The 15,052-nt window shown below is 65.9% G+C and carries 13 protein-coding genes, 1 tRNA gene and 1 pseudogene; 7 read left to right on the top strand and 8 right to left on the bottom strand.

Annotation, left to right across the window (positions count from 1 at the left end):
- Positions 1 to 11 precede the first annotated feature (11 nt).
- Complete coding sequence (locus ACZ6SF_RS13660; protein ID WP_466062972.1) at positions 12 to 1,364, bottom strand: FAD-binding oxidoreductase; 1,353 nt, start codon at positions 1,362 to 1,364, stop codon at positions 12 to 14.
- Positions 1,365 to 1,509: 145 nt separating this feature from the next.
- On the opposite strand from ACZ6SF_RS13660, the gene ACZ6SF_RS13655 reads away from it, so the two are divergent.
- Entirely contained in the window at positions 1,510 to 2,481 is a 972-nt protein-coding gene (locus ACZ6SF_RS13655; RefSeq protein WP_466062433.1) for a helix-turn-helix transcriptional regulator, read from the top strand.
- A 38-nt stretch (positions 2,482 to 2,519) separates the two neighbouring features.
- Here the strand turns inward: ACZ6SF_RS13655 and ACZ6SF_RS13650 are convergent, their stop codons facing one another.
- Positions 2,520 to 3,437 (bottom strand): oxidoreductase, encoded by a 918-nt coding sequence (locus ACZ6SF_RS13650; RefSeq protein WP_466062432.1) that lies wholly within the window; start codon positions 3,435 to 3,437, stop codon positions 2,520 to 2,522.
- 82 nt (positions 3,438 to 3,519) lie between these two features.
- Between ACZ6SF_RS13650 and ACZ6SF_RS13645 the strand changes: the two genes are divergently transcribed.
- Positions 3,520 to 4,161, top strand: coding sequence for a TetR family transcriptional regulator (locus ACZ6SF_RS13645; RefSeq protein WP_466062431.1), 642 nt, complete (start codon positions 3,520 to 3,522; stop codon positions 4,159 to 4,161).
- A gap of 202 nt (positions 4,162 to 4,363) precedes the next feature.
- Positions 4,364 to 5,185: an alpha/beta fold hydrolase gene (locus ACZ6SF_RS13640; RefSeq protein WP_466062430.1), complete on the top strand. Its 822-nt coding sequence runs from the start codon at positions 4,364 to 4,366 to the stop codon at positions 5,183 to 5,185.
- A gap of 214 nt (positions 5,186 to 5,399) precedes the next feature.
- Here the strand turns inward: ACZ6SF_RS13640 and ACZ6SF_RS13635 are convergent.
- Positions 5,400 to 5,492: pseudogene (locus ACZ6SF_RS13635) on the bottom strand (RidA family protein); the annotation flags it as partial.
- Between the two features lie 37 nt (positions 5,493 to 5,529).
- On the bottom strand, positions 5,530 to 6,786 hold the full coding sequence (locus tag ACZ6SF_RS13630) for an NAD(P)/FAD-dependent oxidoreductase (RefSeq protein WP_466062429.1): 1,257 nt from the start codon (positions 6,784 to 6,786) through the stop codon (positions 5,530 to 5,532).
- A 167-nt stretch (positions 6,787 to 6,953) separates the two neighbouring features.
- Between ACZ6SF_RS13630 and ACZ6SF_RS13625 the strand changes: the two genes are divergently transcribed.
- A complete protein-coding gene (locus ACZ6SF_RS13625) occupies positions 6,954 to 8,528 on the top strand; it encodes a PucR family transcriptional regulator (RefSeq protein ID WP_466062428.1) in 1,575 nt (524 codons plus the stop codon).
- Between the two features lie 550 nt (positions 8,529 to 9,078).
- Positions 9,079 to 9,183, top strand: a tRNA-OTHER gene (locus tag ACZ6SF_RS13620).
- A gap of 383 nt (positions 9,184 to 9,566) precedes the next feature.
- Here the strand turns inward: ACZ6SF_RS13620 and ACZ6SF_RS13615 are convergent.
- Genes ACZ6SF_RS13615 through ACZ6SF_RS13600 form a run of 4 tightly spaced genes read right to left on the bottom strand, consistent with a single transcriptional unit; the run spans position 9,567 to position 12,737 of the window.
- Positions 9,567 to 10,004 (bottom strand): NUDIX domain-containing protein, encoded by a 438-nt coding sequence (locus ACZ6SF_RS13615; RefSeq protein ID WP_466062427.1) that lies wholly within the window; start codon positions 10,002 to 10,004, stop codon positions 9,567 to 9,569.
- 5 nt (positions 10,005 to 10,009) lie between these two features.
- Positions 10,010 to 11,263, bottom strand: a complete 1,254-nt coding sequence (locus ACZ6SF_RS13610; RefSeq protein WP_466062426.1) for a DegT/DnrJ/EryC1/StrS family aminotransferase — start codon at positions 11,261 to 11,263, stop codon at positions 10,010 to 10,012.
- Positions 11,260 to 12,354: a Gfo/Idh/MocA family protein gene (locus tag ACZ6SF_RS13605; protein WP_466062425.1), complete on the bottom strand. Its 1,095-nt coding sequence runs from the start codon at positions 12,352 to 12,354 to the stop codon at positions 11,260 to 11,262. Before ACZ6SF_RS13605 ends, ACZ6SF_RS13610 begins: the two co-directional genes overlap by 4 nt.
- Positions 12,351 to 12,737 carry a hypothetical protein gene (locus ACZ6SF_RS13600; RefSeq protein WP_466062424.1) on the bottom strand — a complete coding sequence of 129 codons (387 nt, stop codon included), beginning with the start codon at positions 12,735 to 12,737 and terminating at the stop codon, positions 12,351 to 12,353. Before ACZ6SF_RS13600 ends, ACZ6SF_RS13605 begins: the two co-directional genes overlap by 4 nt.
- Before the next feature lie 144 nt (positions 12,738 to 12,881).
- On the opposite strand from ACZ6SF_RS13600, the gene ACZ6SF_RS13595 reads away from it, so the two are divergent.
- Together ACZ6SF_RS13595 and ACZ6SF_RS13590 are read left to right on the top strand one after the other, a co-directional pair.
- Entirely contained in the window at positions 12,882 to 14,177 is a 1,296-nt protein-coding gene (locus ACZ6SF_RS13595; RefSeq protein WP_466062423.1) for an XRE family transcriptional regulator, read from the top strand.
- A complete protein-coding gene (locus ACZ6SF_RS13590) occupies positions 14,174 to 15,052 on the top strand; it encodes a phosphotransferase (RefSeq protein ID WP_466062422.1) in 879 nt (292 codons plus the stop codon). Before ACZ6SF_RS13595 ends, ACZ6SF_RS13590 begins: the two co-directional genes overlap by 4 nt.

Below are 15,052 nucleotides of genomic sequence, written 5' to 3'. Positions count from 1 at the left end.
GTATCGAAGGTTCAGTCGTTGTCGAGGGCGGTGTCGGGGACGGTGTTGCCGCCCCGGAAGAGGAACGTCGGGTCGACCTGCTTTTTCAGGTCGAGGAGGCGCTGGTAGTCCCCTGGTGCGTATCCGGCCGGTATGCGTGTGGGGTCGGCCGGCCCGAATTGGAAGTTCAGCGAGAATCCGCCGGTCGTCCAGGGCTGCATCGCGTCGAGGACGCCGTTGTGCGCGGTGCGCAGGAGGTCGGGGTCGAGCCCGTCCGCGGGTGACAGGACGCTGAGCAGGTAGCGGGCGTCGCGGTGGCCGACCGCGCTGGGTTCTTGCGGTGGTCTGGACAACGCGCCGCCGAGATGGCGGAGGCCGATGATGAGCGGCAGTTTCGAGTGGGTCTGGGCCAGAATTGTTTCGGCTATCCCGGTGCCTTCGCGCAGGAAAGCGTTGGTTCCCTGATAGGAGTGCGGGTCGGAGGGGTCGTCGAATACAGCGGCCGACTCGGCGAAGGCCATATCGCGGACGGTGTCCACGAGGCAGGTACCGAGATCACGCAGCGGCGTGATCACTTTCTCGCCGGCGTCGGAGTCTCCGGCGTAGGCGAGCTGTATGTGGGCGACCAGGCGTCCTCGCAGCGGGTCGGGGACTTCCGGGACAGCGGGGAACGGGATCAGCAGTGCCGCTGAGGTCATTTCCTCCGGAACGGAAGCTGTCCAGCGCAGCCAACCGTCCAGAATCGCCGGGTCGGCGTCGAAGTACAGCCCGCCCCCGTACAGCCGAGGCACCGGAACCAGGCCGATCTCCATGCCGGTGACCACCCCGAAATTGCCGCCGCCGCCACGCAACGCCCAGAACAGGTCCGGCTCGGACTCGGCCGTCACTTCACGCAGCCGGCCGTCGGCGGTGACGAGTTCGAGGCGGCGCACCTGATCGGCGGCGTAACCGTATCGCCTGGCCAGCAGCCCGATTCCGCCTCCCAGACTGTAGGACACGGCACCGACTTGGGGTAGCGAACCACTCAGCGGGGCCAGCCCGTGACCGGCCGCCGCGTCGATGACCTGCTGCCAGCACACACCCGCCTCGATCCACGCGGTACGGGCCCCCGGGTCGATACGCACACCCGACATCCGGCGGGTACTGATCAAGATCCCCTCCGTCACCGGTCCCGCGAACCCATGCCCGGTCGCCTGCACCGACACCGGTATCCCGCGCCCAGCCGCGAACTCGACCGCCGCCTGCACATCCGCGGCTGACACAGCCCCGACGATCACCTCGGGACGATGTGCGTCCGAAAGCTGGAACCCGACCCGCTCGGTGTCGTATCCGCCTTCACCTGGAAAGAACAGCGGGCCTCGTACACGGTCGGCCAACTGTGCCATCGCCGCGGCCTGCCCCGCGTTCCCGAAACCATTTGCCACCCTCGGCTCCTCCGCATTGTCGTGGCGTCCCCTGCGGACGCTCATGCCCCAAGGTAGAAAACCTTTAGGACCGAACAAGTCCGCAAGGCGTGGCAATCTGATTTCTATGACAAAGGACATGCCGGCGCGGATGCTGTGCCTGCTGTCGCTGCTGCAGACGCGGCGGGAATGGTTCGGCGCCGAACTCGCCGAACGGCTCGGCGTGACCGGACGCACCGTCCGCCGCGACATCGACCGGCTCCGCGAACTCGGCTACCGCGTCGAGGCGACCACGGGCACCGCCGGGGGTTACCGGCTGGCCTCCGGTCAGAAACTGCCGCCACTGCTGCTGCACGACGACGAGGCCATCGCCGTGGCGGCCGCGCTGCTGACGATGGCAGGCAGCGGAATCAGCGGCAGCCCTGACATCGCATTACGGGTGCTGGCCAAACTCGAACAGATCCTGCCCGCCCGGCTGAGCAGGCGAGTCGCCGCGCTCACCGACGCGACCGACACCGGCCGGTCGCCTCACGGTCCGCACGTCGATCCGGAAACGCTGGCGACTATCGCGCTCGCCTGCCGCGACCACGACCTGCTGTCCTTCGAACACCACGCCCGTGCCGGCGGCACCACTACTCGGCGAGTCGAGCCCTACACCATCGTCACCGCGCACGACCGCTGGTATCTGCTCGCCCACGACCTCGACCGCGCCGACTGGCGCACCTTCCGCATCGACCGCATCTCCACAGCCACACCCCTGCGCCGGCACTTCCTCCCCCGCGAGCTACCCGGCCCGGATCCGGTCACCTACGTGGCCGACAGCATCCGCGATACCCCTTACCGATACACAGCCCGAGCCACCGTGTCCGCACCCGCCGAAACGATCACCGCCCGGCTGCCTACCTCGATCCCCGGCCGGGTGCAGCCGCTCGACGATCACACCTGCACGGTCACCCTCGGAGCCGACTCACCCGAAACGATCGCCACAGCCCTCATCGCCCTCGCCGCCCCCTTCGCCCTCGACGCGTCACCCGAACTTCTCGACGAACTGCATATCCTCGCCGAGCGTCTGGCCACCGCCACCCGTCCACCGGAATAAACACAGCCCTACGGGAGACGGCGGTGAAGGAGCGCTCCTCAGGTGTATCGAACGGTAGTCAAGTCTTCCGAGACTACCCAGAGCCGCTGCCCGATTTCGATGTCGGTAGCCGCCGCGGACAGTCGCACCCGCTTGGGTGCGCCACGCAATTCGCCCGTGCCGCCCGGCCCGATGAACTCGCCGCCGCGCACTTCAGGTGCGGTTGCGGCATACAGTTGCGGTAACGCGCCCTGGTCCGGGGATTGGGCGAGCGGGCTGAGGATCCGGCCGTACACCATCCGGATCGCGCCGACGGGCGTGCCGCGCTGCAGGTTGGTGGCGGCGTAACCCGGGTGTGCGAGCACGCTGCGGACCCGACTGCCCTGCGCATTCAGTCGCCGGTGTAGCTCCCAGCCGAAGACGGCGTTGGCCAGCTTGGACTGGTTGTAGAAACGCATCGGCGCGTAGTTGCGCTCGCCCGCGAGGTCTTCGAAGAACAACCGTCCCCGACGGTGATTGGCCGAGGTCACCGTGACCACTCGTGAATCGTCGCCGGTCAGCAGGTCGAGCAGCAGGCCGGTGAGGGCGAAGTGGCCGAGATGATTTGCGGCGAATTGTAATTCGTGTCCCTGCGTAGTGAGGGTGCGTGGTGGCGCCAGCACGCCCGCGTTGTTGATCAGCACATCCAACCGGTCATGGTCTGCTCGGATTCGGTCGGCGAACGCTCGGACCGAATCGAAGTCGGCCAAGTCGACGCTGCGAACTTCCAGGCGAGCTCCTGGCTGCTCGGCGCTGATCCGTGCGGCCGCGCGGTGTCCCTTGTTCATGTCACGTACGGCGAGGATCACCCGCCCGCCCCTGCTCGCGATCGCCCGGGTGGTCGCCAGACCGAGGCCGCTGTTTGCCCCGGTGATGACGAAAAGCCGCCCGGTCTGATCAGGGATAGCCGTGGCGTGCCACGAGTTCCGCTCAGTCATACGGCACATAATGACCTTCGAGTCACTCAGTGTCAATCTGTCAGTGGGTGTCGTATGAGGCATGGTGTGCTACGGTGATCGAGTGACTGATCTCGCCGGAATCACCATGGCCGAGCGCAAACGCCGACTTGTTGCCGGAGAGCTGACCGAATCGGCGCTACAGCTACTGGTGAACAAGGGCTTCGATGCGGTCACCGTCGACGAAATCGCTACTGCTGCAGGTGTTTCCAAACGTACCTTCTTTCGCTATTTCGAGTCGAAGGAGGACGTGGTCGTCCAGTTTCTGGCCGAGATGGGTACGAGAATCCACGCTGAACTGGCCGCACGCCCCATCGCCGAGCCCCCGTCCGTCGCCTGGCGGCACGCTGTCTGGGTCCCGATCGGCGCCTGCGGCGACCACGCCGACCGGGCGCTCCGAGTAGTCCAGCTGGTGCTGCGTACCTCCGCCCTCCACTCGCGCTTTCTGGAACGCCAGGTGCAGTGGCACCGAGACCTGACTGCGCAAGTAGCACGCAGGCACGACCTCGACCCTGACCGCGATCTCTATCCGCAGATGGCTACCGGAATGGCGCTGACCGCCTTCAACGCGGTCCTCCGATGCTGGAGTGACAGTGACGGCGCAATGGACCCCGCCGATTTGACCGACCGGGCCTTCGCGGTAATCGCCCCGGGCTTGGACTCCCGAACACAAGGCACCCGAACACTGAAGGAGACCGGGCGATGATCGGCCCTTCCGGTAATGCCTACCGAGCTGCTCGAGCGCAGACCAGGGCAACACCCGCGCTTCGCAACCGTCGCCTCCGGACGCGGACCGGAGGCATTGATCCGGAGCCACCGGCGATCCGCATTCATGACCTCAGAGGTCATCGCCCGAGGGCACCGGCGCGATTAGCGTTGGTGCCGAAAGCGATTCGACGATCGGAGCGATGATGGGCAAGGGCGGCGACGAGCTCGCGGTGACCGAGGGCGTGCTGCGATACGGAATGCCGTACCTGGCGTCGGGCAGCGGACCGCCGCTGGTCTTTCTGCGCTGGTTCACTCCTGATCACGCGAATCCGACCGGGTGGATGCGGTCCTCGGAGCTCAAGAAACTGGCCGGGCTCGCACGGCATTTCCGGGTGTACGCGGTGAGCCGGGCGCCGGGAACGGCTGCGGGAGCCACTATGGCCGATCTCGCCGGAGAGCATGCCGAGGCATTGCGTGCCGAGTTCGGCGAGCCGGTCGATGTCCTCGGGGTGTCCTCCGGCGGTTCGATCGCGTTGCAACTGGCCGCCGATCATCCCGACGCGGTGCGCAAGCTCGTGGTGGTGTCGGCGGCCTGCCGACTGGATCCGGCTCTGCGGATCGGTCAGCGCCGTTACGCCGAGGCGGTGCTGGCGGGCAGGCGCGGACTGCACCATATGGCGCTCACCACCGTCGGCAACCCGGTGGGCGCGCGTCTGGTCGGTGCGGCGATGTGGTTGGCCGATCCGCTGGTTCGGCCGAAGTCGCCTGCCGACACGCACCATTTCCTGCTCGCCGAAGACGGGTTCGATGTCACCGAACGCCTCGGCGAGATCAAGGTCCCGGCCTTGATCATCGGCGGTGAGCGCGATACCTCCTACAGCGCCGAGAGCTTCCGGCAGACCGCCGACGGCATCCCGGACGGGCGGCTGGTCCTATATCCGGGTACCAGCCATATGGGTGCGGTCTCACATCCGGACTTCGTCGACGATGTCGTGCGATTCCTCGGCGACACATCAACATAGACGGCGGTGGGCGAACGGCTGTGATCGAGAGCTCCCCGGCGCCGACCGGGGTCGAATCGGCAAGCCGGGGAGAACCACGAGTTTCGGCGCAGGGTATGGCCGGGCACGACCGACATCCCGAATCGAGCGAACACTGTCTCGGCTCTGGCGGCGCACCTGGTGATCGAGCGGAGACGGTCCACATACGGCGGATCATCTCTCGGTTTCACAGCTATCAGCTGTGTACCTCGACCAGAATCTCAACCTCTACGCAGGCGCCGAGAGGAAGCGCGGCGACACCCACTGCGCTTCGGGCGTGGGATCCGATCCTTGGAGATCGTCGTGCGCGTCCACGGCAGCTCTGTTCATCGCAGGGGATCGAACGGGGCCAGTTCGCTCGGAGCCGTGCCAGTGGCAATCCGCGCAGCGAGAAGACGTCCGGTTGCGGGCCCGAGAGTAATACCCCACATGCCGTGACCGCCTGCGACGAATACGCGCTGGGACCAGGTGGCGCCGATCACGGGTAGTCCATCGGGGGTGCACGGACGCGATCCGACCCATTCGTCGTGGCGTTCATCGAGACCGGCGCCGCGCAACAGGGGTCTTGCGGTATCGACGATCGCTGCGATGCGCCGGTGGTCCATCGCAGCGTCCGGTGCCTTGAACTCCATCATCCCCGCGACTCTCAGACGGTCTCCGATGGGTGTGCAGGCGATGCGCTGGGCCGGGTAGTAGATCGGGCCGGCCGGTACCTGGTCGATCGACACACTGAAGCTGTATCCGCGTCCGGCCTGGATGGGAATGTGCACGCCGAATGGACGCGCATCGTGGCTCAACCAGGCGCCCGTTGCGAGTACCAGTGCATCGAACTGCTCGTCACGTGTTTCCGAGGTCGTGACGCGGACCGCGGAGCCCTCGTCGACGACACGGTCCACACGAACCCTTTCCACGATCGAACCACCCCGCGCGCGAACGGCGGCGGCGAGACCGGCGACGAACTCACCAGGGTTGACGAATCGCTGGTCGTGGAGTCGTATCGCGGTACTGATCCGGTCCGACAGCGATGGTTCGATACCCCGTGCCTCATCACCTGTCAGGACCTCGAACTCGATCTTCTGGCCGGCGGCCCGGATATGCCGCAACTCCTCGAGAAGCACCCGCTGTTCGGCCGCGGTGCGGTACGCGGCGAGAAACGATTTAGCGTCCTCGGTTCGAGCGGTCACTCCACCTTCAGCGAGTTCGTCGAACGCAGGCAACGCCTGGCGGTTGATGGCCACCAGCGCGTCCATCGCAGCCTTCCACCGGGAGGTCGTGCTGTTGCGAGCGAACGACAACAAGAATCGGATCAGTCGAGGATTCAGGCTCGGTGGTACGTACACCGGCGACGACGGATTGAGAATCGCACGGATTCCGTACTTCAGAACAGCGGGCTCTGGCAGGGGTGTACTGATTCCAGGGGTGATCCATCCAGCGTTCCCCCGAGAAGCCCCGGATGCCACCGCTCCGCGCTCGAGGACCGTGACTTCCACCCCTTGCTCCTGAAGGAACCAGGCGGTGGACAAGCCGACCATTCCTGCGCCGACCACGCAGACTCGTCGGGGTGCTTTGCTTCGGAGACTCATGGGACCTCTTTCGGGAAGTAGATGCTGATTGATCATCGGGCGTCCAGCAACGAGAGTCACTGTGTGATCGCATCAACCAGGCAGTGTGAATTAGTGTCCTCGCAACAACTACGGGATGGCTTCTGGCAGTAGCGTCACTCTGGGGCCAGAACCGAGAGGAGCCTCGGGTGATAGCGATCGATACCTTGGTCGAGTCCTTGGGCGGGGCGATGGTCAGGCTTCTCGTGCCGGGTCGCCGCGGCACCGTACGAGACGTGGTACTCGCCGACAGCCGTGATGAGATCTACCCGGACTCCGATGTGCTCGTGCTGTGTCACGGAGTCCGGGACGAAAACTCCGCGCTCGAGCTGCTGAGCCGGTCGGCGCGCGCGAACGCCAGTGCGGTGGTCCTCGAGTCCCCGGTCTCCGAGTCCTCCGCAGTCCTCGAGCACGCCGATTCCCTCGGACTGGCCGTAATAGAGCTGCAGCCGGCGGCGTCCTGGACGCATGTGGTGTGGCTTGCCCGCGCGATTCTCGACAATTCCGCGGCTCCGGTTGGGCCGGATGCCCGCAATGTGGTCAGCCACAGCGAGTTGTTCGTCTTCGCGGACGCGGCAGCGGCGATCGTCTCGGCGCCGGTCACAATCGAGGACGCATACTCCCGTGTACTCGCCTATTCCGAATTACAGGAATCGGCCGACCGCGCCCGCATTTCCACCATCGTCGGACGCCGTGTTCCGGAACCGGTCCTTCGGCACTTCAAATCTCGGGGCGTCTTCCGGCGACTACACGCCTCCGAGAATCCGATCTGGGTCGAATCCGGACCCGACGGAATCCTGCCACGCCTGATCATCCCTGTACGAGCCGGCCGAGAACTGCTCGGCTCGATCTGGGTAGTGGATCCCGGGCCGATTCCCGAGGAACAACTGCGCGACCTGACACAGACGGCGTCTGTGGTCGCACTGCATCTGCTGCGCCTTCGTGCCGTGTCCGGCGCCGCCCGTCGCGTGACGTTCGAGCGGCTGCGTGCAGCGCTCATCACGGCCGATGAGGAGTCGGCCACATGGCTGCCCAGCGGACCGTGGCGGGTTGCCACCCTGGTCAGGGACTCAGATCAAGAGAATCTGCAATATCAACTCGAGCATTGGGAACTGACGCTGCGCCGTTTCGGGTGGGCTCAGCCGTCGATGACCGAGGTCGACGGCGTCCCGATGGTGGTGGTGAGAAGCGAAGGGTCACCGCGCACTGCCGGCACCTGGCCGTGGCTTCGGGCTCTGTCCTCGGATATCCGGGCTCAGGACGGAACTGTCATTGTGGTCGCGGGACGTGCCGTCGGCAGCCCTGGTGAGCTTCCTCGATCGCGAAGCGAGGCAGCCGAACTGATAGAACTTGCACGAATGGGTCGTACCGGCCCGATCTCAGCGGTCGAGGATGCGTGGCACGAACTTGTGATCGCTCGTGTGTTATCGGGACTGAAACGGAGCCCAGCGTCGGACATGATCCCGGTGTCGACGTTGAGCGCAATCGATCGCGAACGCGGAACCGAGTATGTCCGAACACTCGCAACATATCTCGGCCATCTCGGCGAGCCGAGACGCGCAGCCGAACAGCTTCTCATCCACCCGAACACACTGCGCTATCGGATGAACACGATCGGTGGTCTCATCGATGTCGACCTGAAGGACAGTCGTATGCGCCTCGCCTTGCACCTGCAAGCCATCAGCCTTCTCGACGACGACGCCTCGTCTGAGAACGACCGTTGACAGCGGAGTTGTCATGACTCCCGGCAACCTGTAGTCGGCACTGCGCGCGATGCACCAACTGGAGTTTCGGTCGGCTCCTCCGGTGTGAGATGTCCCGCCATTGCCTTCGCGGCCCGGCCTCCGTCGGCCGCGGTTTCAAAGCCGCCCATGTCCAGGCGCCGACTCGAGTCGGCCCCCCGATTACCCCGCGCTTTCATCGTCGATATGACGTCGGCGTCGGGTGCTACCGGGACGGGACTGCTCGTGGAGCTGAAGGGGCATCGCCGGCCGAATGGGATTCTCCCTGGTCAGTCGTCTGCACGGGCGCAACGGAACGGCTCGGGCGCTGTGGGCCGGGATGCTGCGTTGCCTCCGGTTGACTTGACGTCCTGACGACCAGACAGATCGAGGTCTGAGTAGTCGTTGTGGAGTGTGCGCGGGGTAGTCCGGTGGGGAGGCCGTGCGGTTCAGTCCTGATGGACATTCCTCGATGTGCGTTGTATTCCGTTGCAGACAAGAATAATTCGCTGTTTCGCAGCGGACCGACGTTGCTGTTTTCGTCGCCGTCGCCGGGGCGATCATCGGTGTCGGTGCCGAACATCGATGTCTCGCCGGACCGATCGGTCTCATGAACCTCTTTGTGGGGTCAGGGGTTCGAGTCCCCTTGGCCCCACCAGGGATTATGTCCTTTTGGGATGCCCGATTTGACGGGTTTTACGACAGTTTCCTACGACAGTGACCCTCACACCAACAAAGCCGGTGTGAGGGTCGTTTTCTGTCGGTGTGGTTGTCACCGGACCGGGGCCAGCTGCTCCTCTCGACGGACGCATTCTCCTACGGCATGTGACCGAAGCAACACCGACGTCGTAAGGCGGATTGCACCGCGCGGTCCGTTCGGCGGCCACGATAGCGCCGGGACCCTGGTGATGAAGGGTCGGTGGTAGCCGTGCTGTTCGAAGCTGCCGACCGGCAGGATCGTGACCGAGGTGCCGCGGGCGGCCGGCCGAACGCTCGTCGCCGCTTACCCGGCGCCGCCCGCGTCCACGATGATCTCGCCGTTCAGGCGGCGTTTCGGTAGGTGGTGAGAGTCTGTTTGACGGCGTCGGTGACGGGCGGTTCTTCGGTGAGTGGGGTCCAGGTGTAGGCGTCGTGTTCGGTGAGCCGGACGGGTTCGGGAGCGGTGCACTGGACGGTGAAGTTGAATTGGCGGCTGTGTTTTCCGCTGCCGGAGCGGTAGTCGAAGCTGTCGATGTAGCGACCGATGGCGGTGACCTGAAGGCCGGTTTCCTCTTCGACTTCGCGGGCGAGGGCTTGGTGGAGGTTTTCGCCGGGTTCGACTTTGCCGCTGGGCAGTTCCCAGATGCCGCCCATGAAGTCGTTGCCGGGGCGCCGCAGCAGGAGGATGCGTCCGTCGTGCTCGACGACCGCGCCGACGACGAGTTGCTGGACGCCGTCGCTTTCGGCTTTGGTGGTGAGGTCTTCGAGGTGGGTCGTCATTGGGGTCATCCTTTCAGGTGGTGGGCGTGGTGGATGACTTTTTCGATGGCGTCGAGGTAGCGGTCGACGAGGGGGAGGTCGTGGTCGCGGTGCCAGACGGGGAGTTTGAGGGTGTGGTGGTGCAGGTGTTCGGCGTGCGGGAATTCACCGGTGCGATAAGCGAATTCGCCTGCGTGTTCCGGGAATAGGGTACTGGGTGTCTGGAAGAGTTCGAGCTGGTTGAGGGGACAGGTGGAGCCCGGTCGGTCGATTTCGCGGCATCCCTCGGCTAGTAGCGCCTGGTGGAAGCGTTCGACGGGGATTCCGTCGAGTTCCTCGGGCTGGTACTGCAGGGCCATCCCGTACCAGGAGGGCCGGGTCTCGGGGCCGGGCCGGGGTGCGACGATCCCGGGTAAGCCGTCGAGGCGGTCGGCGATGTGATCGGCGATCCGGTTGCGGCCGGTGAGGTAGTCGTCGAGGTGGCCGAGTTGGTCGAGGGCGATGGCGGCGGCGAGGGGGTGGATGCGGTGTTTGAGACCCATGCCGGTGACCGCGTAGCGGTGTAGCGAGTGGTGTTCAGGGATTTCGTTGCGGCATCGCTTGTTGTATTGGCCGTGCAGGAGCAGGCGATAGTAGAGGTTGTCATCGTCGGTGAGCACGAATCCGCCTTCGCCGGCCGAGAGCGGCTTGGGGCCGTTCAAGCTGAAGGCCGCGGCGCGACCGAAGGTGCCGATTTTGCGGTCGCCGATGGTGGCGCCGTGGGCGTGGGAGCCGTCTTCGAGGAGCTGCAGCCCGTAGACCTCGGCGAGGCCGGCGAGGCTGCGCATCTGTGCGGGCATTCCCCACATGTGGGTGACGACAACGGCTTTTGTCTTCTCGGTGATGCGGTGGGGAAGCTCGCGGGGGTCGAGGTTGCCGGTGTCGTCGCAGTCGGCCAGGACCGGGATGACGCCCAGGTGCAGTAATGGAGTGGCGGTGGCGAAGAAGGTGTAGGCGGGCACGATGACCTCGTCGCCGGGACGTAGGCCGCAAGCCGCGTACATCGAGTACAGGCCGGCGGTGCCGGAGCTGGTGAGCACGGCGTACCGGCTGCCGAAGTACGCGGCGAGCGCGTCTTCGAGGTCGGCGATGACACCGGAGCGGTCGTAGATGGAGATGGTGTCGTCGAGCTGGGCCAGGACGGCTTTACGGGTGAGGTGATCGGTTGGCGGCCACTGGAAGTGCGGGGCCGGGCCGGTGACGGCGGGTGTTCCGCCGAGCAGAGCGAGAGGTGAGTTCACCGGAGCTCCTTGGGGTCGACGCAGGTGTGGGTGCGGGCGGCTTGGTAGCAGGCGGTGACGAAGCGCAGGTGGGCCAGGTGCTGGCGAGGGCCGCTGAGGTTGGGGCGTTCACCGTCGATGACCCGGCCGAAGTAGTCGAGCTGGGTGGCTGCGGCCGAGGGCCAGGCTTGTTCTCGGCGCAGGGATTCGACGACTTCGCCGTCGTTGGTGAGGCGGCGGATGCGTCCGCGTTCGAGATGGACCATGCCCTTGGAACCGACCAGGCGCAGGTCTTCGGTTTTGGGTCCGATGAATCGCGACAGCAGGATTGAGCCGTAGAGGCCGGAGTCGTAGGAGAAGTGCACCAGGGCGGTGTCTTCGGCGTCGTATTCGCGGTCCGGGCGGGCCGCGACTGACAGGTCCGCGGTGATGCGATCCGGGAGACCGAAGTACCACAGGATCAGGTCGATGACGTGGTAGCCCATGTCGATCACGCAGCCGCCGCCGGCGGTAGCGATGTCGCCACGCCAGCCGTCGGAGGGATCGGTGGTGTGCAGGGTAGAGCGGGCGTCGATGACGAACGGCGTCCCGATCTGATCGGCCAGCTGCGGGAAGCTCGTGTAGATCGGGTTGAAGCGCCGCTGCAGGGTGACCATGAGCTCGATCCCGGCGTCCTCGCACAGCCGCGCCAGCTCCCGGGCCTCGGTCAGCGATGTGGCGAACGGTTTCTCCTTCAGCACGTGCACGCGGTGCTCGGCGGCGGCTTCGATCACCCGGCGCCCGACGTAGTGCGGGACGCACACCACGACCAGATCCAACTGCTCCGAGCCCAGCATGGCGGTGAAGTCGGTGTACCCGGGGACCCGGCACCGGTACTGGTGTTCGCGCACGATCTCGGGATCCTCATCGCACACTGCCACCAGCTCGGCAGCCTCGCAGCAGGCCAGCCCGGGCAGGTGATCGTCGAGCGCCTGCCTGCCCAACCCAATCACACCCACACGCAGCGGAACGCGCCGCCGAGGGATGAGGGACAGTGGGCGAGGGGGCTGCTCGCCTGCGCTTGTCGGCACTTCCGGGAGCTGGTCGACGCGGGCGCAATCGAGTGCCGTCATCGGATCGCTCCCGCCAACGCCCGATCCTGGACCCCGTCCGAGGCGCCCGCGACCAGCACGCCCGCGTTGGCTTCACACCACAGCCGTGCCTCCACCCCCTGCCGGAGAGCAGTCTGCCGGGTCAGTTGCTCCAGATCGGGCACGACAACGTTATGACATTGGGCGCGAACCAGTTCCGCGATCAGCGCATCCAACCCCGCCTGCCCGTAGGTGCGTTCGTGGAACACCATGCCCAGGTCGTAGCCTTGCTGGTCGGCGAACTGCTGAATCCGTCTCTCGCAGTCGCGGATGTGTTCGCCCGCGACGTCGAGTCGCAGGTAGCCGTAGACAAGTGGTTTCATCGTCGTCTCCTCCCGCCGCGCGAGAATCGGCTTCTCGCTCATCTGGCGTGTGCGTCGAACTTGTTCCTCCAGACTTGTCTGTGCCGCGATATGCCAGGAGGGCAGATTGCGGGGCAGATCGGCGTGAACCGGTCTCGGATTCGGGCAGGTCGATAGACTGGCCGAGGCCGATCGAGGGGATCGAAGGTGCCGACACCGAACCTGAAACTGCAGCAGCGTCGGGAAGCGACCCCGTCACCGACCGTGGCGGGGCGGTCGATGACCCGCGCTGAACTGGCCGAAGCGGTCAACGACCACCTGTGGCGAACCACGGGCCGGCGCCGTGAACTCGATGCACATACGATCGCGCGCTACGAACGCGGTGCGGTGCGCTGGCCCGGCAAAGACTACCGCCAGGCCATGTGCGCGGTGCTCCACGCCACCGAAATCGAACTCGGCTTCGCCGCCGCCCGCCGGGCGCCTGCCATTGAACATCGAGATCCGTTGGCAGTCAATCTGTTCAGCCCGTTCGATCCCGACCACATCCCCACCGACTATCTAACAAGCTCGAAGCCCGTGGGCCGCGTGGGACGATCCGACGTCGACAAGGTCCGGTACGCGGTCGCCGCGGTCGCCGCAGCGGAGAACCTGCACGGCGGTGGCTCGGCCGCCGACGACGCGGCCCATCATCTCAGCGTCTTCTCCCCGCTGCTCCACGCCCACGCCGCTCCCGCCACACGGCAGGCGCTCTGCGAGGCAGTCGGTAACCTCAGCGGTATCGCCGCCTACTCCGCCTTCGACATCGCCGCCCACACCGAAGCCGAACGACGCTTCCGATTCGCCCTGTGGTGCGCCGACGCCGCGGGATCCTGGGAACTCCGCGCCGCAACCCTTGCCGACATGGCCCGCAAAACCGCCTACGTCGGCAACCCCGACGGAGCACTTTCACTGATCGAACTCGCCCAAGTCCGCGCCGACCGCCTCACCGGAACGACCCGTGCCATGCTCGCCACCCTGCGCGCCCAATTCCTCTCAGCACTCGACCGCACCGACGACGCCCTCTCCGAAGTAGCCCGCGCCGACGAACATTTCGCCGCCCGCAGCCCCGACGAAGACCCCGCCTGGATGTGCTACTACGACCACGCCGAACACCTCGGCAGCACCGGCAAAGCGCTCATCCCCGTCGCCCTCGCACGCCAGCGAATCGAACTGGCCGCACCCCGCATCCACCAAGCCATCCAACTCCAGTGCGACAATTACCCCCGCTCACGAACCTTCTCCCGCACCCGCCTGGCCACCCTCACCATGCAACTCGGCGACCCGCGCGCCGCCGCGGCCCTCGGCATGCAAGCCGTCACCGACGCCATACAATTCCACTCCCAACGTATCCGCGACGAAATCATGAGTCTCACCGCCGCCACGACACCACACCGCAGAATTGCCGAAGTTGCCGAACTCCGCCACACCATCGCCGCCCTACCGGAACTAGAGGCGACACCATGACTCTCGCCTCGGCAGCCGGCATCCTCGAACAAGCCGCCGCCCACGCTGGCCTCGACGCCTCCACCGCCACCCCGCTCCGCACCGGAGCCCACGCGATCTTCGAACTCGCCGGCGGCGTTATCGCCCGTATCGGGAAACCCGGCAGCGCCGACACCGCCCGTCGCGAGCTACGCGTCTCCCACTGGCTCAACGACTCCGACATCCTCGCTGTCCACGCCGTGGACACACTGCCGCAGCCGATCGTCATCGACGACCACCCCGTCACCTGGTGGCGGCTCATCCCCGACCACCGCCCCGCCAACCCCAGCGAACTCGGCACGGCCCTCGCCCGCCTACACCGCCTCACCCCACCGACCACCTTCGAACTCCCCGAATACCAACCGTTTGCCGGACTCGATGAGCGAATCACCACAGCCACCACACTCACCGACGCCGACCGGCACTGGCTGACCCAGCACTGCAGGGAACTCCGGCAACGCTACGAACAACTCCCGCCGGTGAACCGAACCTCGGTCATCCACGGCGACGCCTGGCAAGGCAACCTCCTCGTCCCCCCAACCGGCACACCAATATTCCTCGACCTCGACAAGGTCTCCCTCGGGCGCCCGGAATGGGACCTCATCCAACTCGCCGTCGACCACACCGACTTCAACCGCCTCCACGCCACCGACTACCACGCCTTTGTCGCCGCCTACGGCGACGACATGACCATCACACCGGAATTCCGCATCTACGCCGATGTCCAAGAACTCCGCTGGACCGCCTTCGCCATCAGCCTGTCCCACCACAGCCCCACCGCCCGAGTTGAAGCCACCCACCGCATCGCCTGCCTACGCGGCCGCGTCCAAAAACCCTGGAACTGGAACGCGCTGTAG

Source organism: Nocardia sp. NPDC049935 (assembly GCF_055586645.1).
Note: the sequence above shows the minus strand (reverse complement) of the source record. Positions and strands in the feature narration are given on the sequence as shown.

Bases quoted from the DNA above. Each gene is read 5' to 3' on its own strand.
- ACZ6SF_RS13660 (WP_466062972.1), bottom strand. From the start codon at position 1,364: ATGGCACAGTTGGCCGACCGTGTACGAGGCCCGCTGTTCTTTCCAGGT.
- ACZ6SF_RS13655 (WP_466062433.1), top strand. From the start codon at position 1,510: ATGACAAAGGACATGCCGGCGCGGATGCTGTGCCTGCTGTCGCTGCTG.
- ACZ6SF_RS13650 (WP_466062432.1), bottom strand. From the start codon at position 3,437: ATGACTGAGCGGAACTCGTGGCACGCCACGGCTATCCCTGATCAGACC.
- ACZ6SF_RS13640 (WP_466062430.1), top strand. From the start codon at position 4,364: ATGATGGGCAAGGGCGGCGACGAGCTCGCGGTGACCGAGGGCGTGCTG.
- ACZ6SF_RS13630 (WP_466062429.1), bottom strand. From the start codon at position 6,786: ATGAGTCTCCGAAGCAAAGCACCCCGACGAGTCTGCGTGGTCGGCGCA.
- ACZ6SF_RS13615 (WP_466062427.1), bottom strand. From the start codon at position 10,004: ATGACGACCCACCTCGAAGACCTCACCACCAAAGCCGAAAGCGACGGC.
- ACZ6SF_RS13605 (WP_466062425.1), bottom strand. From the start codon at position 12,354: ATGACGGCACTCGATTGCGCCCGCGTCGACCAGCTCCCGGAAGTGCCG.
- ACZ6SF_RS13600 (WP_466062424.1), bottom strand. From the start codon at position 12,737: ATGAGCGAGAAGCCGATTCTCGCGCGGCGGGAGGAGACGACGATGAAA.
- ACZ6SF_RS13590 (WP_466062422.1), top strand. From the start codon at position 14,174: ATGACTCTCGCCTCGGCAGCCGGCATCCTCGAACAAGCCGCCGCCCAC.